General features: G+C 71.6%; 26 protein-coding genes. 17 read left to right on the forward strand and 9 right to left on the reverse strand.

Annotation, left to right across the window (positions count from 1 at the left end; all coding sequences use genetic code 11):
- Positions 1-183 precede the first annotated feature (183 nt).
- From ACIQJT_RS33545 to ACIQJT_RS33555, 3 genes are read left to right on the forward strand one after another with little or no spacing between them, the layout of a single operon-like run.
- A complete protein-coding gene (locus ACIQJT_RS33545; RefSeq protein WP_402649571.1) occupies positions 184-1,305 on the forward strand; it encodes an epoxide hydrolase family protein in 1,122 nt (373 codons plus the stop codon).
- Positions 1,302-1,505 (forward strand): hypothetical protein, encoded by a 204-nt coding sequence (locus ACIQJT_RS33550; protein ID WP_402649572.1) that lies wholly within the window; start codon positions 1,302-1,304, stop codon positions 1,503-1,505. Before ACIQJT_RS33545 ends, ACIQJT_RS33550 begins: the two co-directional genes overlap by 4 nt.
- Positions 1,502-2,800 carry an MFS transporter gene (locus ACIQJT_RS33555; RefSeq protein WP_402649573.1) on the forward strand — a complete coding sequence of 433 codons (1,299 nt, stop codon included), beginning with the start codon at positions 1,502-1,504 and terminating at the stop codon, positions 2,798-2,800. Before ACIQJT_RS33550 ends, ACIQJT_RS33555 begins: the two co-directional genes overlap by 4 nt.
- 124 nt (positions 2,801-2,924) lie before the next feature.
- Here ACIQJT_RS33555 and ACIQJT_RS33560 read toward each other — a convergent pair whose 3' ends face one another.
- Positions 2,925-3,428, reverse strand: coding sequence for a MarR family winged helix-turn-helix transcriptional regulator (locus ACIQJT_RS33560; RefSeq protein ID WP_402649574.1), 504 nt, complete (start codon positions 3,426-3,428; stop codon positions 2,925-2,927).
- A gap of 188 nt (positions 3,429-3,616) precedes the next feature.
- On the opposite strand from ACIQJT_RS33560, the gene ACIQJT_RS33565 reads away from it, so the two are divergent.
- Together ACIQJT_RS33565 and ACIQJT_RS33570 are read left to right on the forward strand one after the other, a co-directional pair.
- Entirely contained in the window at positions 3,617-4,561 is a 945-nt protein-coding gene (locus tag ACIQJT_RS33565) for an NADP-dependent oxidoreductase (protein WP_402649575.1), read from the forward strand.
- 459 nt (positions 4,562-5,020) lie between these two features.
- Positions 5,021-5,149, forward strand: a complete 129-nt coding sequence (locus ACIQJT_RS33570; RefSeq protein WP_402649576.1) for a hypothetical protein — start codon at positions 5,021-5,023, stop codon at positions 5,147-5,149.
- Positions 5,150-5,324: 175 nt separating this feature from the next.
- On the opposite strand, the gene ACIQJT_RS33575 is transcribed toward ACIQJT_RS33570, so the two are convergent.
- Positions 5,325-5,660, reverse strand: coding sequence for a hypothetical protein (locus ACIQJT_RS33575; RefSeq protein WP_365459877.1), 336 nt, complete (start codon positions 5,658-5,660; stop codon positions 5,325-5,327).
- Between the two features lie 87 nt (positions 5,661-5,747).
- Between ACIQJT_RS33575 and ACIQJT_RS33580 the strand changes: the two genes are divergently transcribed.
- The 5 genes from ACIQJT_RS33580 to ykgO all read left to right on the forward strand — a co-directional run bounded on the left by ACIQJT_RS33580 (position 5,748) and on the right by ykgO (position 8,014).
- Complete coding sequence (locus ACIQJT_RS33580; protein ID WP_402649577.1) at positions 5,748-6,071, forward strand: hypothetical protein; 324 nt, start codon at positions 5,748-5,750, stop codon at positions 6,069-6,071.
- A gap of 133 nt (positions 6,072-6,204) precedes the next feature.
- The gene (locus tag ACIQJT_RS33585; RefSeq protein ID WP_402649578.1) at positions 6,205-7,146 is read left to right on the forward strand and encodes a hypothetical protein; all 942 of its coding nucleotides are present in this window, start codon (positions 6,205-6,207) and stop codon (positions 7,144-7,146) included.
- Positions 7,147-7,373: 227 nt separating this feature from the next.
- Positions 7,374-7,538: a 50S ribosomal protein L33 gene (gene rpmG, locus ACIQJT_RS33590; RefSeq protein WP_053846548.1), complete on the forward strand. Its 165-nt coding sequence runs from the start codon at positions 7,374-7,376 to the stop codon at positions 7,536-7,538.
- A 46-nt stretch (positions 7,539-7,584) separates the two neighbouring features.
- Positions 7,585-7,845 carry a type B 50S ribosomal protein L31 gene (locus tag ACIQJT_RS33595; protein ID WP_365459868.1) on the forward strand — a complete coding sequence of 87 codons (261 nt, stop codon included), beginning with the start codon at positions 7,585-7,587 and terminating at the stop codon, positions 7,843-7,845.
- A 46-nt stretch (positions 7,846-7,891) separates the two neighbouring features.
- Positions 7,892-8,014: a type B 50S ribosomal protein L36 gene (ykgO, locus tag ACIQJT_RS33600; protein ID WP_006130958.1), complete on the forward strand. Its 123-nt coding sequence runs from the start codon at positions 7,892-7,894 to the stop codon at positions 8,012-8,014.
- Positions 8,015-8,095: 81 nt separating this feature from the next.
- Here the strand turns inward: ykgO and ACIQJT_RS33605 are convergent, their stop codons facing one another.
- Entirely contained in the window at positions 8,096-9,067 is a 972-nt protein-coding gene (locus ACIQJT_RS33605) for a helix-turn-helix transcriptional regulator (protein ID WP_402649579.1), read from the reverse strand.
- Positions 9,068-9,174: 107 nt separating this feature from the next.
- Here ACIQJT_RS33605 and ACIQJT_RS33610 point away from each other — a divergent pair, with 107 nt between their 5' ends.
- The 3 genes from ACIQJT_RS33610 to ACIQJT_RS33620 all read left to right on the forward strand — a co-directional run bounded on the left by ACIQJT_RS33610 (position 9,175) and on the right by ACIQJT_RS33620 (position 12,878).
- Positions 9,175-9,861, forward strand: coding sequence for an alpha/beta fold hydrolase (locus tag ACIQJT_RS33610; protein WP_402649580.1), 687 nt, complete (start codon positions 9,175-9,177; stop codon positions 9,859-9,861).
- Between the two features lie 194 nt (positions 9,862-10,055).
- Complete coding sequence (locus tag ACIQJT_RS33615; RefSeq protein WP_402649581.1) at positions 10,056-11,672, forward strand: LuxR C-terminal-related transcriptional regulator; 1,617 nt, start codon at positions 10,056-10,058, stop codon at positions 11,670-11,672.
- Between the two features lie 273 nt (positions 11,673-11,945).
- Complete coding sequence (locus ACIQJT_RS33620) at positions 11,946-12,878, forward strand: alpha/beta hydrolase (protein WP_365459855.1); 933 nt, start codon at positions 11,946-11,948, stop codon at positions 12,876-12,878.
- Between the two features lie 79 nt (positions 12,879-12,957).
- Here ACIQJT_RS33620 and ACIQJT_RS33625 read toward each other — a convergent pair whose 3' ends face one another.
- Positions 12,958-14,079: an acyl-CoA desaturase gene (locus ACIQJT_RS33625; RefSeq protein WP_365459852.1), complete on the reverse strand. Its 1,122-nt coding sequence runs from the start codon at positions 14,077-14,079 to the stop codon at positions 12,958-12,960.
- Positions 14,080-14,086: 7 nt separating this feature from the next.
- On the reverse strand, positions 14,087-15,142 hold the full coding sequence (locus tag ACIQJT_RS33630; protein ID WP_365459849.1) for a ferredoxin reductase: 1,056 nt from the start codon (positions 15,140-15,142) through the stop codon (positions 14,087-14,089).
- Between the two features lie 84 nt (positions 15,143-15,226).
- Between ACIQJT_RS33630 and ACIQJT_RS33635 the strand changes: the two genes are divergently transcribed.
- Positions 15,227-16,381 (forward strand): PucR family transcriptional regulator, encoded by a 1,155-nt coding sequence (locus tag ACIQJT_RS33635; RefSeq protein ID WP_402649582.1) that lies wholly within the window; start codon positions 15,227-15,229, stop codon positions 16,379-16,381.
- A 196-nt stretch (positions 16,382-16,577) separates the two neighbouring features.
- Here ACIQJT_RS33635 and ACIQJT_RS33640 read toward each other — a convergent pair whose 3' ends face one another.
- From ACIQJT_RS33640 to ACIQJT_RS33655, 4 genes are all read right to left on the reverse strand, one after another.
- A complete protein-coding gene (locus ACIQJT_RS33640; RefSeq protein ID WP_402649583.1) occupies positions 16,578-17,198 on the reverse strand; it encodes a hypothetical protein in 621 nt (206 codons plus the stop codon).
- Positions 17,199-17,262: 64 nt separating this feature from the next.
- A complete protein-coding gene (locus tag ACIQJT_RS33645) occupies positions 17,263-18,084 on the reverse strand; it encodes a hypothetical protein (protein WP_402649584.1) in 822 nt (273 codons plus the stop codon).
- Complete coding sequence (locus tag ACIQJT_RS33650; protein ID WP_402649585.1) at positions 18,081-18,455, reverse strand: TraR/DksA family transcriptional regulator; 375 nt, start codon at positions 18,453-18,455, stop codon at positions 18,081-18,083. Before ACIQJT_RS33650 ends, ACIQJT_RS33645 begins: the two co-directional genes overlap by 4 nt.
- 44 nt (positions 18,456-18,499) lie before the next feature.
- Positions 18,500-18,826, reverse strand: coding sequence for a TraR/DksA family transcriptional regulator (locus tag ACIQJT_RS33655; protein ID WP_402649586.1), 327 nt, complete (start codon positions 18,824-18,826; stop codon positions 18,500-18,502).
- A 394-nt stretch (positions 18,827-19,220) separates the two neighbouring features.
- Here ACIQJT_RS33655 and ACIQJT_RS33660 point away from each other — a divergent pair, with 394 nt between their 5' ends.
- The 3 genes from ACIQJT_RS33660 (at position 19,221) to ACIQJT_RS33670 (ending at position 21,398) form a co-directional block, all read left to right on the forward strand.
- On the forward strand, positions 19,221-20,171 hold the full coding sequence (locus tag ACIQJT_RS33660) for a HAMP domain-containing sensor histidine kinase (RefSeq protein WP_402649587.1): 951 nt from the start codon (positions 19,221-19,223) through the stop codon (positions 20,169-20,171).
- Positions 20,168-20,833 carry a response regulator transcription factor gene (locus ACIQJT_RS33665; RefSeq protein WP_365459828.1) on the forward strand — a complete coding sequence of 222 codons (666 nt, stop codon included), beginning with the start codon at positions 20,168-20,170 and terminating at the stop codon, positions 20,831-20,833. Before ACIQJT_RS33660 ends, ACIQJT_RS33665 begins: the two co-directional genes overlap by 4 nt.
- Positions 20,834-20,930: 97 nt before the next feature.
- Positions 20,931-21,398 carry a hypothetical protein gene (locus tag ACIQJT_RS33670; RefSeq protein ID WP_402649588.1) on the forward strand — a complete coding sequence of 156 codons (468 nt, stop codon included), beginning with the start codon at positions 20,931-20,933 and terminating at the stop codon, positions 21,396-21,398.
- Positions 21,399-21,413 lie beyond the last annotated feature (15 nt).

Genomic DNA, 21,413 nt, shown 5'->3' on the forward strand with positions numbered 1-21,413 from the left:
CGTGCGCGGACGCCTGGACCGACGGTGGTGTCGCAGGCAGTGGGTGAGCGCGGAGCCGTCCCGGCCGGGGCGGAAGTGTCGCCTGGTGCAACCTCCGGGGCAGACGTCTCTCGGAGGGCTTCACGGGGCATGGCTGGACACGGACATGGAACACGTCATGAACTGACGAGAGGACGACCGAGCATGATCAGCACGGAACAGGCGGCTCCCTCGGCCGTCGAGCAGTCGGTGCTCGACGACCTGCACCTGCGCCTGCGCGGCTACCGTCGAGTCGACCTGCCCACCGGGTTCGGATGGGCGCGCGGCGTCGACGGCGACTACCTCGCGGACCTCATCTCCTATTGGGCCCGCTCCTACGACTGGCGCGAGCACGAAGCCCGGCTCCGCGCCCTGCCCTGGACCCTCGCAGGCCGGGCCGACGCCCCGGTGCGGGCGGTCCATCTGCGAGCGGCGGGCAACGACGCGGTGCCGGTGGTGCTCCTGCACGGATGGCCCGACTCCGTCCTCCGGTTCGAGAGGCTCTGGCCCTTGCTGTCCGACCTCCACGTGGTCGTCCCGGCCCTGCCCGGCTATCCGTTCGCCGCGCCAGTCGCCCGCCGCGGCATGTCATCCGCGGACATGGCCGACGCGGTCGCCGACGCGATGGCCGACCTCGGCTACGAACGCTATGTCGTGTCCGCCGGCGATGTGGGATGCGACGTCGCCGAGGCACTGGCCGCCGCCCACCCCGACCGCGTCGCCGCGCTGCATCTGACGGACGTGTCGCAGTACCGCTTCCGGGTGGACCCGCCGAAGGACCTGTCCGACGTGGAGCAGGCGTACGTCCGGTACGGGCACCACTGGCAGGCCACCGAGGGCGGTTACATGCTCGAACAGGCCACCAAGCCGCACACCTTGGCGGTGGGGCTCGGTGACTCACCGGCGGGCTTGGCGGCCTGGATCCTGGAGAAGCTGCGGACGTGGACCGACTGCGACGGCGATGTGGAAAAGGTGTTCACCCGGGACGAGCTGCTCACCTGGATCACCGCGTACTGGGTCAGCGGCGCCATCGGCACCTCGTTCACTCCCTACGTCGAGAGCGGGGCGAAGCCGACCGGACGCATCGACGTCCCCACGGCGTTCACGATCTACCCGAAGGACCTCGTCAACGCGCCCCGCGAGTTCGCGGCACGCTTCTTCGACGTCCGCTCCTGGACGGAGGAGCCGGCCGGCGGCCACTTCGCGGCCTGGGAGTGCCCGTCGCAGTACGCTGCCGGCGTCCGCACGGCAGTGGACCTGGCGACGCGGGGGAAGGCGCCCGCGTGACCGTCCGTGCCCAGGCGAGGGTGCTGCTCCCGGCGGAGGAGGCGGTGGGCAGGGCCCGCAGCGCAGGATCCGGTGAGGTGGTGGCCGGCTCCGGCGCTACTTCGCCGCCGTCGGGGCGGGCCGTCCTCGCGCGGTTCCGCACCGGTGACAGCGAGCCGCCCGTGCCGCTTCGGCACCAGCGCCACATCCGCCGTCCATGACGAATGCGCCCCGTCACGCGGACCGCACAAGAGGCCCGTCGCCGCTCCCGGCATACCTGACCTCGGCCGTTCTCGCCCGGACGGCCGACGAGGGGGCTCGTGTCGCGCTCGTGATGCTGGCCGCCCAGCGTGCCGACAGCACGGCGCTCGGCGGAGCCCTGGTGGCCGCGCTCATGATCCCCCACGTGGCAGCGGCACCGGTGGTCGGCGTACTGGCCGACTCGGTACGGCGTCGTCGCCTCTTCCACGGCGGCGCCGTGGTCCTCTACGGCGCCGCGCTCCTCACGCTCGCCCTCCTGGTCGGCGTGACCCACGACGCCGTGGCGCTGGCTCTGGCCGCGGCTGCCGGGTGCGTGGCTCCCCTGCTGACAGGAGGGCTCACCAGCCTCCTCGGAGACCTGCTGAGCAAGGAACGTCTGACCAGGGCGTTCAGCGCGGACGCCGTGTCGTACAACCTGGCGGGTATCTGCGGGCCCGCCGTCGCCGCGGCCCTGGGTACCGCGATGAGCGCGGCAACGGCTCTCGCGGTTCTGGGGTGCGGCGCGATGACGGGGGGCGCGCTGCTGTTCTCGTTGCGGCTGTCCCCGCGGACCGGGCGCCAGGCCGCACCGGGGAAGGCTCGACCTGCCGACCTCACGCGGGGAGTGGCCGAGCTGATGCGCAACGCCCCGCTCCGGTCGGTCACCTGGGGGAGCGGCGTGGGACAACTGGGCGTGGGGGCACTGCCCGTGGTGAGCGTCCTGCTGGCTGCCGAGTACCACGCCCCGTGGGTGACGGGCGGGCTGATGACCGTGTTCGCCGTCGGCGCCTTGGCGGGCTCCCTGAGCTATGCCTGGCGCCCCGTCGGCCGGCGCCGCCCGGAGCTGGTCGTGCTGTGGGGACTCGTGGCCACCGGCATTCCGCTGTCGATGGTGCCGTTGACCGGTCACGCCGGTGCGGCGGCGGCCCTGTTCGCTGCGGCCGGCTTCTGCACCGGGCCGCTGTTCAGTGCCCTCCTGGCCAGCCGCGAGCGATATGCGCCCGCGGCCGTCCGCACACAGATCTTCACTCTCGGCGCCGGGCTGAAGAGCACGTTCGCGGCTGCCGGAGCGGGTGCGGCGGGTGCGCTCGGCGGGCTGGGAGCCGCCCCGCTGATGCTGGGGACCGCCGCATGCCAGGCGGTCGCCGCCGCGCTGGCGCTCGTCCTGTTGAGGAGGCGCCCCAGCGGCCCGGCCGGTTCGGCGACGGGTCCGGCAGCAGACCTCCCGCACTCCTCGCGTAGCGCCCCGGATACAGAGGACAGAGGCATCACGTGAGTGTTCTTTGACCACGTGCCATGGCCTGACGATCTACGGGTGGCCGCAACTCGCCGGTCTGGGCCTCGCCTCGTCAGCCTCCTGAACGGAGCCCAGGGACCGGTGCCCCACGCCAGCCGGGCCCTTACGCTCCGCCCTTGCGGCGGCGAGGTGCCGCAGACCGGGGCGGCGTGGAGCGCATGTGCTCGCGCACCGGCGCCAGCAGTGCGCCGAGAGCCTTGACGTCGTCGGGCGAAAGCGGTGCGAACAACAGGGAGTTGACCACCTCGACGTGACCGGGCAGCACCTTCGCGAGCAACTCCCGTCCGGCGTCGGTGAGGGTGACGGTGATGCTCCGCTCGTCGTCCGGCGAGGGAGCGCGGACGACCAGGCCCTCCTTCGCGAGCAGGCCCACCTGGTACGTCAGGCCGCTGCGGCTGTAGACCACTCCGTCGGCCAGATCGGTCATGCGATGGCTGCCCGTGGGTGAGTCGCCGAGCCGGGCCAGCAGTTGGAACTGCACGTAGCTGAGATCACCCGCCTCGCGCAGTTGCTGTTCGACCGCATGCCGCAGCAGGTTGGACACCTCGACGAGGTCGAAGTAGGCGCCGAGCTGCACGGGGTCGAGTGACGGCGGCGAATCAGACATGACCGGAGTCTACTGCTTCGAATTCGAAGAGTGTGGCGTGCCGCCGTCCCCTGCGCGTGCGGAGCCGACCGGACCGGACCGACAGCAGCCGGCGACACCACTTGCTTCGAATTCGAAGCAGGAGTACTGTCCTCTTCAGTTGCTTCGAATTCGAAGCAATCTGGATCGCAGTGAAGGTGAGAACCCCCATGAAGGTTGTGCGTTTCCACGAGTACGGTGACCCCGACGTCCTGCGTTACGAGGACGTGGAGCAGCCGGTCCCCGGAGCCGGTGAGGTCCGCATCCGCGTCGCGGCGACCTCTTTCAACTCCGTTGACGGCAACATCCGCGGCGGCTTCATGCGCGGCCCCATACCGGTGGAGCTGCCGCACACCCCCGGCATCGACGTCGCCGGTACGGTCGACGCCCTGGGCGAGGGCGTGGACGGCGTGGCGGTCGGTGACGACGTGATCGGCTTCCTGCCGATGGACGGCGACGGCGCCGCCGCGCAGTACGTCCTCGCGCCGGCGGAGGTACTGACCCCGGCGCCCAAGAGCGTCCCGCTGGCCGACGCCGCCGCGCTGCCGGTCGTAGGCCTCACCGCGTGGCAGGCGCTGTTCGACCACGCCGGGCTGACGGCCGGACAACGCGTGCTGATCAACGGCGCCGGGGGAGCGGTCGGCGGCTACGCCGTGCAGCTCGCCAAGGGCGCCGAAGCCCATGTGATCGCCACGGCGAGCCCGCGCAGCCGGGAAGCGGTCATATCGGCCGGCGCCGACGAGGTCATCGACCACACCACCACCGGCCTGACCGCGGCGGTGACCGAGCCTGTCGACGTCGTGCTCAACCTCGCACCGGTGGACCCGGCCGAGCTGGCCGCACTCGTCACGCTGGTCCGTCCCGGCGGGGTCGTGGTGAACACGACGGTGTGGATGCCCGCCCCCGCCGACGAGGAACGCGGCGTGCGCGGCATCGACCTGTACGTCCGCAGCGACGCCGATCAGTTGTCGCGGCTGGTGGCACTGATCGACAGCGGACAGTTGCGTGTCGACGTCGCCGAACGGGTACCGCTGGCCGAGCTGCCGGCGCTGCACGCCCGGGCCGCGGAGGGCGCGGTGCACGGCAAGGTCGTCGTCGTCCCGCCCACCGCCTGACGCCGACCTGTTGCGCTTCTGCAACTCCCCGGGAACGACCGCATCGAGCGTCCCTCGAATCAACTGCCCCAGCGCAGCTGTCGGGGGACTCCGCCCGGGGCCCGGTTCTGGCCATCGTGCAGGGCGGTACCGCCTACGACACGGCACGCGCGGTAGCCGTCAACTCCCAACGCACTGAGCTGGGTTCGACCGGTGCCACCAGACAGTGCTGGGCGTTGCCACGGGATTCATTCGTCTATCGGCGGGAACGTTGCCCTCCATGGCAACTGGGGGGAATCCATCTACGGCCTCGAACCCTTCGACTCGACGGACTCGTACAGGATGGGCGCCCCCTGCCAAGACCCGCAGGTCGGCCGCGGCGCCCAGCCCGAGCTCAACGGGTACGGGGCAGGCCCGCGGAAGCTTTGACAAGTGCTCCGGCACAGTCACATCACCGTCTGACTCCCCACGGAGGACAACGTGCTCGCGTTAATCAGCCTCGCCAATGACCGGCCCGACGGACCCTCGTGGTCTCCTTACCTGGCTATCGGCATGTTCATCGCGGCCGCGATCTTCGTCGGCGTCATGTATGCCAAACGCCGCCGCTGAGCCGGGACAGCCGACATGTATGACGTCGTGGATGGTGCTCGTGTCGAGGTCGTACGAGCATCGGCGGTTCGTCGGAGAGCCCATTCGTTCGCTCCGGGAGCTCGGCTACGAGGACGGCGGCGCCGACTTCAGAGCCGGCCTGACGCTCCAGTTCCCCGGCGGGAGCATTCGGCTGCTACGTGGTGCAGACCGTGGCGTCCGGTGCCAGTCGGAGTCCGGCCCTCTCGAGGAAGTCAGTGAGTGTGATCGAGCCTCCGTCGGATCCGTCGTCCCATCTGGTCCAGAGTCTCGATTCCGCGCCGTCCCAGGTGTCCGGGTCATCGCTCGGATGCTGCTCGACGGTCCCCTCGCCGTGGCGGTACCGGAAGTAGAGGTACCGGCCCCTGGTCGTCCAGGCTTCCGACTGCGACGGGCAGCCACCGCAGGTCTGCACCACCCTCGCCAGGGTCACGTCCTCGTACAGATCGATGGCCGGGAAGAGCACCCGCCGCACGCGCACCGGTAACCTCAAGGCCCTGACCTCCTACGACAACACCGCGGGCGAGGCACGACGGGCCCGGGAAAGAGAACCGTGCACCTTCCGTCCCGTAGGGCCGGTGTGCCGCTCGCCCTGGCGTACTTGGCAGTGGTGTTCGGCCTCGACTGGCTGAGCGTCGAACAGGGCAGGGACGCTGCGGCCATCGTCCTTTCCGTCATCACCTTTCCCTCGGGCGTCGTGACGACGGTCGTGTTCCTCCTCGCCGCGGTGGTCTTCGGCTTCGACGACCACAGCCCCGGCCCGGACACGTATGCACCGTCAGTGCACGCGATCGCGGGCGTCGTCCAGGTCCTCCTGATCTGGCTGGTACTGAGATCGCTCGGCAAGCGGGGAGGGATCACCCGCCTTCAGGAACATCCGCATGGCGCAGGCCGGGAGCGGTAGGCCTGGTCTGCCCGCGCCGGTTCTCGCCCCCGGCCCATCGCCTCGGCCGGGATGCGGGCCGCCGAGGGCCGCGTGACCCTGAGGTCATGTCGGAGTGTGTGGTCGTCGCGCGGTACGAGGGCGGGCCGGGGGAGTGGTGGCGTTGAGCGTGCGCAAGGGCAGACGTGCCGGCGGCGACCGAGACGTGGAGGCCGACCTCGACGAGCTCTACACCACGCCGCCGTCCGCCTTCGTCCCCCGGCGGGAGACACTGGCCGCCGCGGCGAGGACGGCGGGCCGTGCGGAGGACGCACGCCGTATCCATGCCGCGCGCCGCCCCACCCTCGCGGCGTGGGCGGCCAACCTCCTGCTGCGCTCCCAGCCGGAGGAGAGCCGGCAGTTCCTGGAGCTCGGGCGCGCACTGCGCGAGGCCTACCGTGATCTGGACGCCGCGGGCCTCAAGGACCTCTCCGCCCAGCGCCGCCGTGTCGTTGCCGCCCTGTCCCAGCAGGCCGCCCAGCTCGCCCGCGACGCCGGGCAGCGGCTCTCGGAACCGGTCCAGCAGGACGTCGAAGCGACCCTGCGTGCCGTGCTCGCCGATCCGGACGCAGCCGACCAGTGGTCGGGCGGCCGTCTGGCCACCGCCCTGACCCCGCCGTCGGACTTCCAGCCCGGCACCGCACCGGCGGCCGAGAAGGCGGGCAAGCGCAGTCACCCGCCCGCGCCCCAGCCTGCGGCCCGCGCGTCCAAGAAGGACGAGCTGGCCGAGCGGCGCCGTGCCCGCCAGGAGCGGTTGCAGCGGGCACGGGAAGCCGCCGAGGCGGCCAAGCAGCACCTCCGGGAGGAACGTGCACGGCAGGCCGACGTAGACGCCGAGCTCCAGCAGGCGCGCGAACGCGCCGAGCAGGCCCACCAGCGGATGGCCGCCCTGGAGAAGGAGATGCAGCAGGCACGCGAGGAGTGCGGGCAAGCCGAGAACGCGCAGCAGGAAGCCGAGCAACGCAGCCGCTCCGCCGCCGACGCCCTCGCCCGGGCCGAACGGAAGGTCCGTGAGAGCGCGCAGCACGTACGTCGTCTGACCGGCGGCACCACCTAGCCGGAATGGTCCGGGATCACCGTCGACCTTGCCGCCACCTGCGCCTATGGGCATCCGCCTGCTCCATTACGCGCAAGCCCTCCAGGCCGCCGCTCCTGCGACCGGCGCACCTGAAGGGAGCGCGGGGACGTTGTCCTGCTTCGGGAATGAAGGACTGGGTGGCCGTGTTGACACCACTGCATGACATGACCGAGTCAAAGCACTCGGTGGTGGTGGAAGGAGTCCTCATGGCACGCAGCACCGCGCGGCCCGTCGTCAAGCTCAGGTCGACGGCCGGTACCGGCTTCACCTACGTGACGCGCAAGAACCGTCTGGCCAACCCCGACCGGCTGGTCGTGCGCAAGTACGACCCGGTGGCCGACAAGCACGTTCTGTTCCGCGAGGAACGCTGACACCCGCCTCGGTCGTCGACCGAGGCTTCGCAAGGAGGCACAGCTCATGAGGTCCGGCATTCACCCCGTCTCCCGCCCCGTCGTCTTCCGCGACCGTGCGGCGGGCTTCCAACTGCTCACCCGCTCCACCGTCGACACCCAGCGCACCGTGGAGTGGGAGGACGGCACCACGTACCCGGTCGTCGACGTGGACATCTCGTCCGCGAGTCACCCGTTCTACACCGGCACTTCGCGGGTCGTGGACACCGCGGGCCGGGTGGAGCGCTTCGAGCGACGCTACGGCCGTACCGCTCCCGTCCGTCCCTGACGGCCGGAACCGTCCGATCCCCGCAAGACCCGGCAAGGAGACCGCTATGAAGGTACGCAAGTCCCTGCGCTCGCTGAAGGCCAAGCCCGGCGCCCAGGTGGTGCGCAGGCGTGGCGTGACCTTTGTGATCAACAAGAAGGACCCCCGCTTCAAGGCCCGCCAGGGCTGACACCCTGCCCAGCAGCCGAGTGGCCCGGCACCGCACGCGCGGTGCCGGGCCACTGCGGTGTGCGGAGCCTGCGGTTGACCCTCAGGGCTCGTCCGCCACGGCGGCGGTGAAACGCGCCGCGAGCAATGCCACAGCCGAGCGCAGTTCCGGGCCGCCCTCGACACGGAAGGGGAGCGGTAGCTGGGCCAGCCACTCCTGCGCGTACATCGTCGGATTCCTCGTACTGCCGATGAGCACGCACCCGTCTCCCGCCGGTTCGAGCCGTCCCATGGGAGGGCGGATCGACGGCAGCACCTCCGCCGTCGGGGCGTCGAACAGGACCCGTGTGGGAAACGCCCACCCCCGGCCCAGGTTCTCCTCCAGCACCGCCACCGGGTCCAGATCGTCGGGCATCTCGAAACCGTGGGCGGTCTCCCGGACCGCGCGGACCCGGTCGATCCGGTAGGTGCGGATCGCGTCCGCGTGGTGGGAGTGGCACAGGAGGTACCAGCGGCCGTAGCGGACGACGACCGCCCAGGGATCGACCTCGGCCTCCCACTCGTTGCCGGACTCACTGCGGTAGGCGATCAGCACACGGCGTCGCACCGCGCCGGCCGCGACCAGAGCGCTCGTGAGGGCGGGATCCGGGCGGGACGCGCCAGGGTCGGGCGCCGCCGACGCGTGCTCGCGCAGGGCGGCCGCCTGCCGGCCGACGCTCTCGGGCAGGGCCCGGATGACCTTGCCCAGGGCGGTGCCGACGAGGTCGTCGGCTGAGGGGTCGGCGGCCGCCGGCTGCCCGTCGAGGACCGCCATGACCAGGCCCAGCGCCTCGGGCTCCGTGAAGACGACCGGCGGCAGCCGCGCCCCGCGCCCCAGGCGGTACCCGCCGTAGGGGCCCCGGGTCGAGTGCACGGGTACGCCCGCCTCACGGAGGATCCCGATGTAGCGGCGCGCGGCCCGTTCGGTGACGCCCAGGGCGGCGGCCAGCTCGTCGGCCGTCACTCCCGCGGCACGTGACTGGAGGATCTCGAGGGTGCGCAGGGCTCGCGCGGTGGGGCTGAGCTCGGTCGGCACCCGAGCAGATTAGAGGGCCGCGAGACATACCGGAAGTGGATTGTCCGGAACCGGTCGTAGCGTGAGGGCACCCACCGACCGGGCCTCACCGAAAAGAGAACTGATCCATGGACATCCTGCTCATCGCCGGCCTGTGGCTCGACGGATCCGCCTGGGACGACGTCGTGCCCCCCCTCGAGGAACTCGGCCACCGCCCCGTGGCGGTCACCCTGCCCGGGCAGGGTGACGGAGCCGGGTCCGCCACGCTGGAGGACCAGGTGGCGGCGGTGCTCGCCGCCGTGGACGCCGCGCCCGACAGGCCCATGGTGGTCGGGCATTCCGCCGCCTGCACCCTGGCCTGGCTCGCCGCCGACGCGCGGCCGGAGCGGGTCGCCAAGGTGGCGCTCGTCGGAGGTTTCCCGTCCGCCGACGGGCAGCCGTACGCAAACTTCTTCGAGACGAAGGACGGCGTGATGCCCTTTCCCGGTTGGGGTCCCTTCGAAGGTCCGGACTCCGCCGACCTCGACGAGGAGACGCGCACCCGCATCGCCTCGGCGGCGATCCCCGTGCCCGAGCAGGTGGCCAAGGGAACGGTGCGGCTGACGGACGAGCGGAGATTCGACGTTCCGATGCTGCTCGTGTGCCCCGAGTACACGCCCGCCCAGGCCCGGGCCTGGATCGACGCCGGTGACGTGCCGGAGGCCGCCCGCACCGAGCACGTGGAATTCGTCGACATCGACTCCGGCCACTGGCCGATGATCACCAAGCCGGGCGAGCTCGCCCGGCTGCTGGCCGCGGCGGCCGCCGACGCCTGAGCCCCGGCCGAGGCAGGGCCGCCCCTGGCCTCTCCGTCCGGGACGCCTTCACCGGGTTCGTCGAGCGCTGTACGGCACTCACCCCGCCACGAAATGTTGCGCTGACGGTCGACGGGCGAGCCGTTGTTGGACATTCTTTCAACAACGACGTCCCGGCAACGCCAGGGACAGCTGCATCCGGGGTGGTGATCGGTGTGAACGACGAGGCTCGCGGCGCCTTCGCGACCCGCGGCGTCGGCCTTGCCGGGTTCGACGCACCGGAGGCCCGCGGCCTGCCGCCGGCGGCCACCGGGGTCAGGGTGTCGTCCGCGTCCGACACCGTCTCCCGCCGCGCCCTGGCCCACGGGCAGGAGCAGTTGCGCGACGGGCCCGTGGCGGACGCCTGCTCGGCGCTGCTCCGTGCCGCCGCCGGACTCCGTGAGACAGACCCCGCCGCGGCCCGCCGCGCCCTGCTGGCAGCGGCGTCGGCGGCCTGGTCGGCCGGTGACCACGACAGCTACCGGCGTGTCTTCGCGGTGGGCCCCTGTCACCTGTGCGGGGCGGGCTGCGCGTCGACGCCGTGCGCCAGAGGGTGCCCCGAAGCCGCGTGGAGGGACCACCGGATCGGGATGAGCGCGATGGCGCAGGGCGACTTCCGACGGGCCATCGCGGTCCTGGAGCCCCGGTTGCACCAGGTCACGCCCCGGGCAGAGACGGACGAGCTCTGCGACGCAGGCAGCGTGGCCCTCCTGCTGGGGCGCCTCCCCCTCGCGCGCCGGCTCCTGAGCCTCGCCCTGGCCTCCGCGCGCGCGGCGGGCGCGGAGACCGCGGTGCCGGGCATCATCGCGTACCTGGCCTGCGCCGAGCTGCGGGAAGGCCGCCACGCCCAGGCCCGCGCCCACGCCGAGGAAGGGCTGGTGCTCGCGCGGCGACTCGGGCAGCGCAACGTCGCCGCCGACCTGTCGGCCGTACGCGCGCTGGTGGTGTCCATCGCCGGTGACCTGCCCACGGTCCGCGCCCAGGTCGCGGAGGTGCTGGCCGTCGCTCAGCCGCACGGGCTGGCCCAGGCCGCGTTCCTCGCCGAGTGGGCCCAGGCGCGTGCGGAACTGGGAGCGGGCAAGGTCGAACGGGCGGCCGCCCGGCTGGCTCCGCTGGTCCAACCCGGCGCCCGGCAGGGCCACTTCGGGCTGTGGTTCCTGGCCGTGCCGTGCTTCGTCGAGGCCTGCGTCCTGTCCGACCGGGCCCTCGACGCGCCGGAGATGGTCGACCTGTTCGCCGTCTGGGCGGATCTCGGCGCCGACCCGCAGGCCCCGGCGCAGTTGGCGCGGTGCCGCGCCCTCCTCGCACCCGCGGACCGCAGCGAGGAGCTCTACCGCGCCGCGCTCGCCCACCACGAGCGGGCGTCCGGACCGTACGAGCACGCGCGCACCCATCTGGCCTTCGGCATGTGGCTACGGCGCCGACGGCGGCCCACCGAGGCACGGGACCAGTTGCGTGCCGCGCTGGTGGGCTTCGAACACTGCGGCGCGGTGCTGTGGGCCGAGCGAGCCGGGGCGGAACTGCGGGCGGCCGGCGAGGTGGCCGGGACCGGGGAGGCGGGGCCGTTGTCGTCGCTCACACCGCAGCAGGTGCGCATTGCGCGGGGCGTGGCGCGCGGCGCGACGAACAAGGAGATCGCCGCGGAGCTGTCCATCAGCATCCGGACCGTCGAGTACCACCTGCGCAACGTCTTCGCGCAGATGGGCGTCCGGTCGCGCACCGGTCTCGCGCATCTGCTGGCGAACGTCGACGAGGACCACGGCCGGGGCTGGGAGCTGCCGGACCGGGGCTGAGGACCGGAGCGGGCCGCGCCCGGCCGAACGTCCGACGGCTGCGCGGCCATTGAAGGGCACCACCGGTGTGACCGGCGATTTCCCCTGTTCGAGCTGGTGCGTGTGGGCGCCCTGGGGGATGACTGGTGATTCCACTGATGACTGACTTTTGGTCAGCTCCTACGTTGTTCCACGCCGGATGACTCGTGTCACGTCGACGGACCCGACGCCGCCCTTCCCCGGCGGCCCCGTCAGGTCCGAAGGCGCCGGAACCCTCACCTCGAAGGAGCCGCGATGAGCCACGCCCCAGAGATCTCCAGCCCCACGCACACCCCCCACCGCCACCGGCGCCGCCGTTTCGGGCGCCTCGGCTCCGGCGTCGCCACGGCCGCCGCACTCGTCGGCCTGCTGACCTCGCTGTCCGGCGGAGCCCAGGCGGCCGACAACCCGTACGAGCGGGGCCCGGCGCCCACCACGGCGAGCATCGAGGCCAGCCGGGGCCCGTACGCGGTGTCGGAGACCAGCGTGTCGCGACTCGCGGTGAGCGGGTTCGGCGGCGGCACCATCTACTACCCGACGAGCACCGCCGACGGGACCTTCGGGGCGATCGCGGTGTCACCGGGATTCACCGCCTATCAGTCCTCGATCGCCTGGCTCGGCCCGCGGCTCGCCTCCCAGGGCTTCGTCGTCTTCACGATCGACACGCTCACCACCTCCGACCAACCGGACAGCCGCGGCAGGCAGTTGCTGGCCGCACTGGACTACCTGACGCAGCGCAGCACGGTCCGCGGCCGCATCGACGCCACACGTCTCGGAGTGATGGGCCACTCCATGGGCGGCGGCGGCACCCTCGAAGCGGCCAAGTCCCGTCCCTCGCTCCAGGCCGCCATCCCGCTGACCGGCTGGAACCTGGACAAGACCTGGCCTGAGGTCAGGACTCCCACCCTGGTCGTCGGCGCCGACGGCGACACCATCGCGCCGGTGGCCACGCACTCCGAGCCGTTCTACTCGACCCTGCCCTCCTCCACCGACCGCGCCTACATCGAACTGCGGGGCGCGACCCACTTCACGCCGAACACGTCCAACACGACGATCGCGAAGTACAGCATTTCCTGGCTGAAGCGGTTCATCGACAACGACACCCGCTATGAGCAGTTCCTCTGCCCGCTCCCGGCCGTGAGCCTCACGATCGCCGAGTCCCGGGGCAACTGCCCGCACACCTCCTGACACCGGAGCACGTCTGTGGCCCTGACCGGAAACCCGGTCAGGGCCACAGACGTGCGCCTCGGAGTGTGAGGACCGGTGATCAGGCCGCGACGAGCTCCTGCTCACGTGCCGGAGTCCGGACCTCGGGCTTCTTCCTGTTCGGCAGCGAGAGCCGGAAGACCTTGCGCCATGCCGAGAACACCTGCTTGGGCAGCGGCCCGGTGACGTACTCCAGCTCGTACTTCTCGAACAGCGCACGGACCTTCACCGCGACCTCGGCGTACCGGTTGCTCGGCAGGTCCGGGAACAGGTGGTGCTCGATCTGGTGCGACAGGTTGCCGGTCATGAAGTGCATGGCCTTGCTGCCGCTGATGTTCGCCGATCCCATCATCTGGCGCAGGTACCACTGGCCTCGGGTCTCGCCCTTGATCGACCGGCGCTCGAAGACCTGGACGCCCTCGGGGAAGTGCCCGCACATGATCACCGAGTGGGACCAGAGGTTGCGGACCAGGTTCGCGGTGAACGTGGCGGCGAGCGTGGGGAGGAACGACGGGCCCGACAGCAGCGGGTGGATCACGTAGTCCTTGAGCACCTGCTTGCGGATCTTGCGGCCCACGGCCCTGGCCTGCGCGCGGAACACCGGGTTCTTGCGGCGGCGCTTGTTGAGGTTCTTGCCGAGTTCCAGGTCGTACGCCGCGATGCCGTACTCGAAGAAGCAGGCGTTGATGAAGTTCCACAGCGGCTGGCCGAGATGGAACGGGTGCCACTTCTGGTCCTCGTCGACGCGCATGATGCCGTAGCCGAGGTCGTTGTCCTTGCCGATCACGTTGGTGTACGTGTGGTGCAGCTCGTTGTGCGAGTGCTTCCACTGGTCGGCCGGCGAGACGTGGTCCCACTCCCAGGTGGTGGAGTGGATCTTCGGGTCCCGCATCCAGTCCCACTGGCCGTGCAGGATGTTGTGGCCGATCTCCATGTTGTCCATGATCTTCGCCACGGACAGCCCGGCGGTGCCGATCACCCACGCGGGCGGGAACATCGAGAACAGCAGCACGCCCCTGCTGACCAGCTCGAGCTTGCGCTGGGCGGCGATGACCTTACGGATGTAGGCGGCGTCCTTCTCGCCACGGCTGGCGATCACCTCGTCGCGGATCGCGTCCAGCTCGCGGCCGAGCTCCTCGATCTGCTCTGCGGTCAGATGGGCGGTGGGGTCGATGGCGGTCAAACTGTTCCTACCGTTCGATGTCGCAGGGGCCCGCCGCGGCGGACACGCAGGTCTGGATGAGGACACCCGGCTCGGCCTCGGTGATCTCGCCGGTGCGCAGGTCGCGGACGGCGCCCGCCTTGAGCGGCGAGACACAGCCGAAGCAGATGCCCATGCGGCACCCGGAGGGCATGAGCACGCCGGCCTCCTCGCCGACGTCCAGCAACGGCGTGGCGCCGTTGGCGTCGACGGTCTTGCCGGTGGCGCTGAACGTGACCTCGCCTCCGTCGCCGGCGACGACGATGCTGGGGCGGAAGCGTTCGGTGTGCAGGCGCTCGGGGACGCCGTGGTCGCTCCAGTGCTTCTCTGCGGCGTCGAGCAGGCCCGTGGGCCCGCAGGCCCAGGTCTCGCGCTCGGCCCAGTCGGGCACGAGTTCGTCGAGGCGGGCGATGTCGAGCGTGCCGTCGGTGTCGGTGTGGACCTCGGTGAGCCGCAGTTTCCTGTCCGCGACCAGGTCGTGCAGTTCGTCGCGGAAGATCACGTCCTGCGGCCGGGGGGCGCAGTGGACCATGACGACGTCGTCGAACTCGGTGTCGCGCAGCATGCCCATCACGGGCGTGATGCCGCTGCCGGCCGTCAGGTAGAGCACCTTGGCGGGCTTGTTCCGCGGCAGTACGAAGTCACCGGTCGCCTGGTCGAGCTGGATCAGCGTGCCCGGCTTCGCCTTACGGACCAGGTGGTTGCTGACCTTGCCGTCCGGGAGGGCCTTCACGGTGATCGTGACCCGGCCGTCCTGGCGGTTCGTCGGTGAGGTGAGGGAGTAGGCACGCCAGAGTCGCACTCCGTCGACGTCCACCCCGATCCGTACGTACTGACCGGCCGTGTGGCCGCGCCAGCCCCGGCCCGGTCTGATCACGATGGTCGCCGCGTCGCCCGTCTCGGCGTGCACGGCCTCGATGCGCCCGCGCAGGTCGGCACCGGCGCGCAGCGGGCTGACCAGGTCGAGGTAGTCCGACGGCAGAAGCGGCGTCGTGACCATCTCCAACAGTTTCCAAGCCCTGCTGCGGAGGGCTGCACTCGTCATGACTCCAGCTTGCTGCGCCTGGCGCGTAAAGTCCTGACCGCAGGATGTGAATTTGGTCGACCGAATTGTTCGCAGGGAACAAATATGAGCCATGCAATCCAGAGGGCCAGCGAACTGGCCCTCGACGAGAGGACGGTCACGGCACTGCGGGCCGCGCTGAGAACCACCGCCGACGAGGTCGTCCAGGCCATCATCGACGAGGTTCCTCCCTACGCCAACGCCCTCTCGGGCAGCATGGGCGGCACCATCCGCCGAGCCGTCCGCACGGCCCTGGGACACTACCTGGACCTCGCCAGCGGGAAGGCCACGGGAGGTGACGCCGGTGACGCGGCCTACGAGCTGGGCCGCGGCGAGGTCCGTGACGGCCGTTCGATGGACGCCCTGCTCAGCGCCTACCGCGTCGGCGCCCGCGTGGCCTGGCGCTGCCTGGCGGCGGGTGCCGTACCCGCGGGCCTGCCCGCCGCCGAGGTCGCCAAGTTCGCCGAGCTGACCTTCGCCTACATCGACGAGCTCTCCGCCGCGAGCGCCGCGGGCCACGCCGACGAGCTGGCCGCCCAGGGCCGTGCCCAGGAACGGCACCTGGAACAGCTGGCCCGCGACCTCCTCGCCGGCGCGAGTCCGGACGTACTGCTGGTCTCCGCTCAACGGGCCGGCTGGCAGCCTCCGGTGTCGCTGACCGCGGTCCTGCTGCCCGCCGCCCAGGCCCGGCCTGCCTACCGGGTGCTCGACCCGAGCACCCTCGTTCTGGACGATCTGCCGGACGCCTTCGGCGTGCTGCTCGTCCCCGACGCCGACCGAGCCCACCTCCTGCGGCATCTGACCGACCGCACCGCCGTGGTCGGCCCGGCCCGGCCGTGGACCCGCGTGTCCGCCTCGTACGCACGGGCCGTACGCGCGCGCTCCCTCTCCTCCGAGATCCGCGACACCGAGGACCACCTGCCCGAGCTGGTGCTGAGCGCCGACATGGACGCCTTCGCAGACCTGCGCGCCCGGGCCCTCGCACCGCTGCGTTTCTTGCCCCCCGCGACCGCCCGGCGGCTGGAGGAGACACTGCGGGCCTGGCTGCTGCACCAGGGCAGGCGGGACGAGGTGGCGGCGGCGTTGTACGTCCACCCCCAGACCGTCCGGTACCGGATGGCGCAGGTGCGGGAGCTGTTCCCGGACCTCTCCTCGCCCGACCGGGTCCTTGAGCTGACACTGGCGGTCGGTCTCGGGGCGGGTGACTCGACGTCACGGTAGGTCCGACGGGAGCGTCAACGGGGCAGGGAAGCAGCGTCGCCCGGGACGGCTCGGTGACCTGGTGCCGCAGCGGTCGAGGGCGGGGGTCCTCACCTCGCCCAGGTGGGAGGCCGGTGATCCGCAGCCTCGTGAGTCCGGGCAGGTGGGTGGCCTCGCGGCCGGCCGGTTCCGACAACGCTGTTGGGGGTCCAGCCTGTCAGCGTGATGCGGTCCACCGGGGGGCGATGCGGGCCCACTCCGCGTCCCACTGGGTGAGGTTGTGGCGCTCAAGCCTTCGTCGGGCGTAGGAGTACCCGGCCAGGCCGAGGACGGGGACGGCCATGGCGGCGAGGACGGCGCAGCCGATGGCGCCGTCACGGACCTGCCGGGTGCTGAGCGGAGCCTCAGTGATCTTTCCTTCCCCGTCGACCCATAGGTGCACGGTGTTGCCCGCGGCCAGAGCAGGGGTGACGTCCGTCTCCGCGGTGCGGGTGTGTCCTCGGGGGTCGGTGAAGCGGACCGTGACCGGATATCGCGTCTTCCGCGCCTCGGCGGATCCCGGTTCCGGGTGACGGGGAGCGTCGTGCAGCAGTACGGCGGGGGTGTGGTGCCGGGTGGCGTGCTGGTGCCGGGCGGTCTCCGCGTAGTGGCGGTGGGCGGTGTCGCCCACGACGAACGCGACGGGTGGAGTGGCGGCCAGGACGGCCAGGAAGAGGCCGACGGCGATCCATGCCTGCGCGAGGTCCGCGCGACGGCGCAGGGGGTTGCGCCGCCATCGCCACAACAGGACGCGGGGGAGGTGTTCGGGAGGGCGTGACGGAGGTACTGCGCGGGCCACGGTGTCTCTCCTTACGCGGGAACGCGGCGACTACGCCGGGCGCTTGCCGGGACGCGGGCGATGGCTAGCGGTGGTGCGTGGCGTCGGTGTTCGCGGTGGCCGAGGGGTGGGCGTGGGCGGTCCGCAGGAGTTGCGCGGCGCCGCGGACCGCTGCGGTGTGCGGGGCGTGGATGGGGCGCAGGGGGACCTGCAACCCATCCGTGAGACGGCAGGTGATGTCCGGGCGCAGGGCACCGCCGCCGGCGAGCAGCGGGCCCCGCCGGAGAGCGTCGGGCATCTGGTGGGTGGGGTCCTGGTCCCGCATGCCGGTCACCATGGCGACGACCGCGTCGGCGATCCGTGCGGGTGGGGTGCGGCCGTCCAGGTCGCTGGTGCCCAGGGCGGTGCAGCGGGCGTCGGTCACCGTGCCCTCGACGAGGAGCGTCACCTCGGTGAGGTGGGCGCCGATGTCCACGACCAGCAGGGGGCAGGCCAGGTCGGCGTCGGCCGCCACGGCCACGGCACGCGCCGTGGGGACGGTCAGAACGGTGCGCGGCCGCAGGACCTCGACCGCCGTGCGGGCTTCGGCCCGGTAGGCGAGGCCGCCCAGCACGGGTGTGGTCAGGATGACCAGAGGACGGCCGGCACGCGGCAGGCGGTGGCCGAGTAGCCGGTCGAGCATCCGGGCCGTTCCGGGGGTGTCGACGATGGTGCCGCGCCGGATGGGGTAGCCGTTGCCGTCGCCCCCGACGGTGACCGTGGGCACGTCGAGGACGGTTCGCCGCCCGGACGTCCAGACACGGGTGCGGGCGCTGCCCAGGTCGAGGGCGATGCCGGAACACTGCCGGCACCAGGGCCACGCGCGGTGCCGGGCGGTCGCGGGACGGCTCCCGGGTGGGGTGGTCATCCGCCGGCCTCCCTGACCTGACGGCATCGCGCGCAGTAGCGGGCTTGGGGCACGATCATCAGCAGTTCACGTGCGATGGGTCCGCGGCACAGGTGGCAGATGCCGAAGCGGCCCTGGTCCATGCGGGTGAGGGCGGCTTCCACGTCGGCCAGGACCAGGCGGGCGGAGGCGGCGAGCTTGTTGCGCACCTCGAGTTGGGACGCCGCCGGACGGAGGCCCGGAGCGCCGGCACGAGATGTGGCGGCGGCTGAGAGCTGGTGGAGTTGCTCCTGGCGGAACAGGCGTTGCTCGTGCAGGTTCTCGCGCAGTGCGGCCAAGTCCTCGGTCGACAGAGCCGTGTTGTGGTCATCGATGATCCGCTGGTTCACCAAGTCACCCCCTGGGCAGGGCGGGAAAGGGGTCGAAGGAGTGCCTGTCAGGCGGCGTTGCGCTGGCAGGGGACGCAGTACGGCGTGTAGGGCAGGATTTCCAGACGCTCGACGGGGATGGGCCTGGAGCAGGTGCGGCAGATGCCGTAGGTGCCGTCCTGGACGCGGGCGAAGGCGGCCTCGACCTCGGCGAGGACTCGCCGGATGGTGTCCTTCTGCGTGGACATCACCTGTTCCTCCGCGTCGGAGCCGGCCTCGTCGACGGCGCGCAACTGGGTGAGCCGGGAGGCGCGTTCCTGTTCGAGGCGCTGGAGGGCCTCGTGCGCCGTCAGCCGTTCACGACGGGTTTCGGTCTGGGGCGTGTCGAGCGACATGGCAGGTCCTTCTTCCGGTGCAGTCCGGGTCGGCAGGGAGTCGTCGGGGCGAGGTGCGGTCACGTAGGGCTGTTCATGCCTCCACCGTGGCCGCGTCACCGCGGAAAACCCATCGGGCGCGATACCCATCTGTGGCATGGCCCGGGCCGGTCGCGGTGTGACCCGAACGTGTCGCGGTGCGCGCCGGGAGCCCATCGCACCGCGGGCCGGAACCCATGGCGGTGCCTGCCGGCCGGGCCCGGAAATGGGCATTGGAGCCCATCGACGGCGGAGCGGGCGGCGGGCAGCCTGGAGTGCAGGCCGGTCAGAACCAGTGAACGCAGCTCAAGCTCGGGGTGCGCGGTGACCGACAGTAGAGGCATGGCCGCGTCACACACGGAAAGGCGTCATCCCGGTGTCCCTGTTCTGGCGGATCTTCGCGCTCAACGCGGTAGTGCTGGGAAGCGCCACCGCGCTGCTGCTGTGGGCGCCGGTGACCGTCTCCGTGCCGGTGGTGCTGACCGAGGCGATCATCCTCGTGTCCGGGCTGGCCGTCATGCTGGTCGCCAACGCGGCCCTGCTCCGCATCGGCCTCGCCCCGCTCGACCGGCTCACCCGGCTGATGACCACCGTCGATCTGCTGCGCCCCGGACACCGGCTGCCGGAAGGGGGCCGGGGCGAGACCGCCGAACTGATCCGAACCTTCAACGCCATGCTCGAACGCCTCGAGCACGAGCGGGCCTCCAGCAGCGCCCGCGCCCTGTTCGCCCAGGAGGCGGAACGACGCCGTATCGCACAGGAACTGCACGACGAGGTGGGGCAGAGCATGACCGCGATCCTGCTGTCACTGGAGCGGGCCGCCGACGAGGCGGACCAGCCGTTGCGCGGTGAACTGCGGCAGGTGCAGGAGATCACCCGGGCGAGCCTGGACGAGGTGCGCCGCCTGGTACGTCGACTGCGGCCGGGCGTGCTGGAGGACCTCGGGCTGGTCAGCGCCCTGACCTCGCTGACCAGTGAGTTCGCGACCCATGTGGGGCTGCGGGTGGTGCGCCGCTTCGACACCGGTCTGCCCGCGCTGGACCAGCAGACGGAACTGGTCCTGTACCGCGTCGCCCAGGAAGCCCTGACCAACGCCGCCCGTCACGCGGACGCCGGCCAGGTCGAGGTGAGCCTGCACCGTACCGGCGAGGCGGTGGTCCTGGCCGTCGCCGACGACGGCGGCGGCACCGAAGCCGTCCGCGAGGGGGCCGGTATCCGCGGAATGCGCGAGCGGGCCCTGCTGATCGGGGCCACGCTGGACATCACCTCCCACCCGCGGGCCGGTACGACGGTCCGGCTCGTCGTGCCCCACAGGAAGCAGCCATGACCACGCCCCACACATCCGTGATCCGTATCCTCCTCGCCGACGACCACGCGCTGGTACGTCGCGGCGTACGGCTCATCCTCGACCGGGAGCCGGACCTCGAGGTGGTCGCCGAGGCCGGGGACGGGGCGGAGGCCGTCGAACTGGCCCGCACCCACGAGGTCGACCTGGCCGTGATGGACATCGCCATGCCCCGGATGACCGGCCTGCAGGCCACCCGCGACCTCGTCACGCTGAAGCCGGGTGTGCGCGTGCTGATGCTGACCATGCATGACAACGAGCAGTACTTCTTCCAGGCCCTGAAGGCAGGAGCCAGCGGATACGTGCTGAAATCCGTGGCCGACCGCGACCTCGTGGCGGCCTGCCGTGCCGCGATGCGTGACGAGCCGTTCCTGTATCCGGGAGCGGTCAGCGCGCTGATCCGCAGCTACCTCGACCGCGTTCGCAACGGCGAGGAGCCGCCCGAACAGGTGCTGACCGCGCGGGAGGAGGAGGTCCTCAAGCTCGTGGCCGAGGGCCACTCCTCCAAGGAGATCGCCGAGATCCTCTTCATCAGCATCAAGACCGTCCACCGGCATCGGGAGAACCTGCTGCGCAAGCTGGGGCTGCGCGACCGGTTGGAGCTCACCCGCTACGCGATCCGCGCCGGCCTCGTCGAAGCCTGAGCAGAGGGGCCGTCGCTCGGATCTCGGGTGGCTGTCGGCGGGGAGTAACTGGCAGGCCGTCACCGGCAGGTCGTCACCGATTTGGAAGGGGGAGGGGATGGCCCGCTCCGAGCGACGTTTCGAGCATTGCTCCGCGCGCCATGCCGGGCACCCTTCCGCGCGTGCCGTTTCACGAATGCGCTGCCTGGGCTCGGCCGTGCCGGGCGTCCTGCTCGCCGTCGTCATCACGCTGATCGGTCTGTCCGTCCCGGGCGTGGAGCAATTCCACGAGCAACTCCGCGCCGGCGGTGGCCCGGTGCTCGCGGCCGAGGCCCGGGCGACGCACGGCGAGTCCTACGCGGAGAGTGCGGACCCGGCTGTTTCCGCCGCCGCGGTGCGGGGCCAGGGGGAGGTCGTCGGCGAGCGTCACGCACCACCGGTCTCCGCCCAGGGCGCCTCATCCGGTTTCGAGGCCGATCCGTTGTGGCCCGCGCAGCCTCCGGCCGAGGAGGGCGACCCACCCGTGTCGGAGGATCCGGCACACCGTCACGGGGTGCGGGCACCACCCTCGCCTTCCGGCAACTGAGCCCCGTCCGTCTCC

The organism is Streptomyces sp. NPDC091972 (assembly GCF_044756385.1).
Classification (GTDB): domain Bacteria; phylum Actinomycetota; class Actinomycetes; order Streptomycetales; family Streptomycetaceae; genus Streptomyces.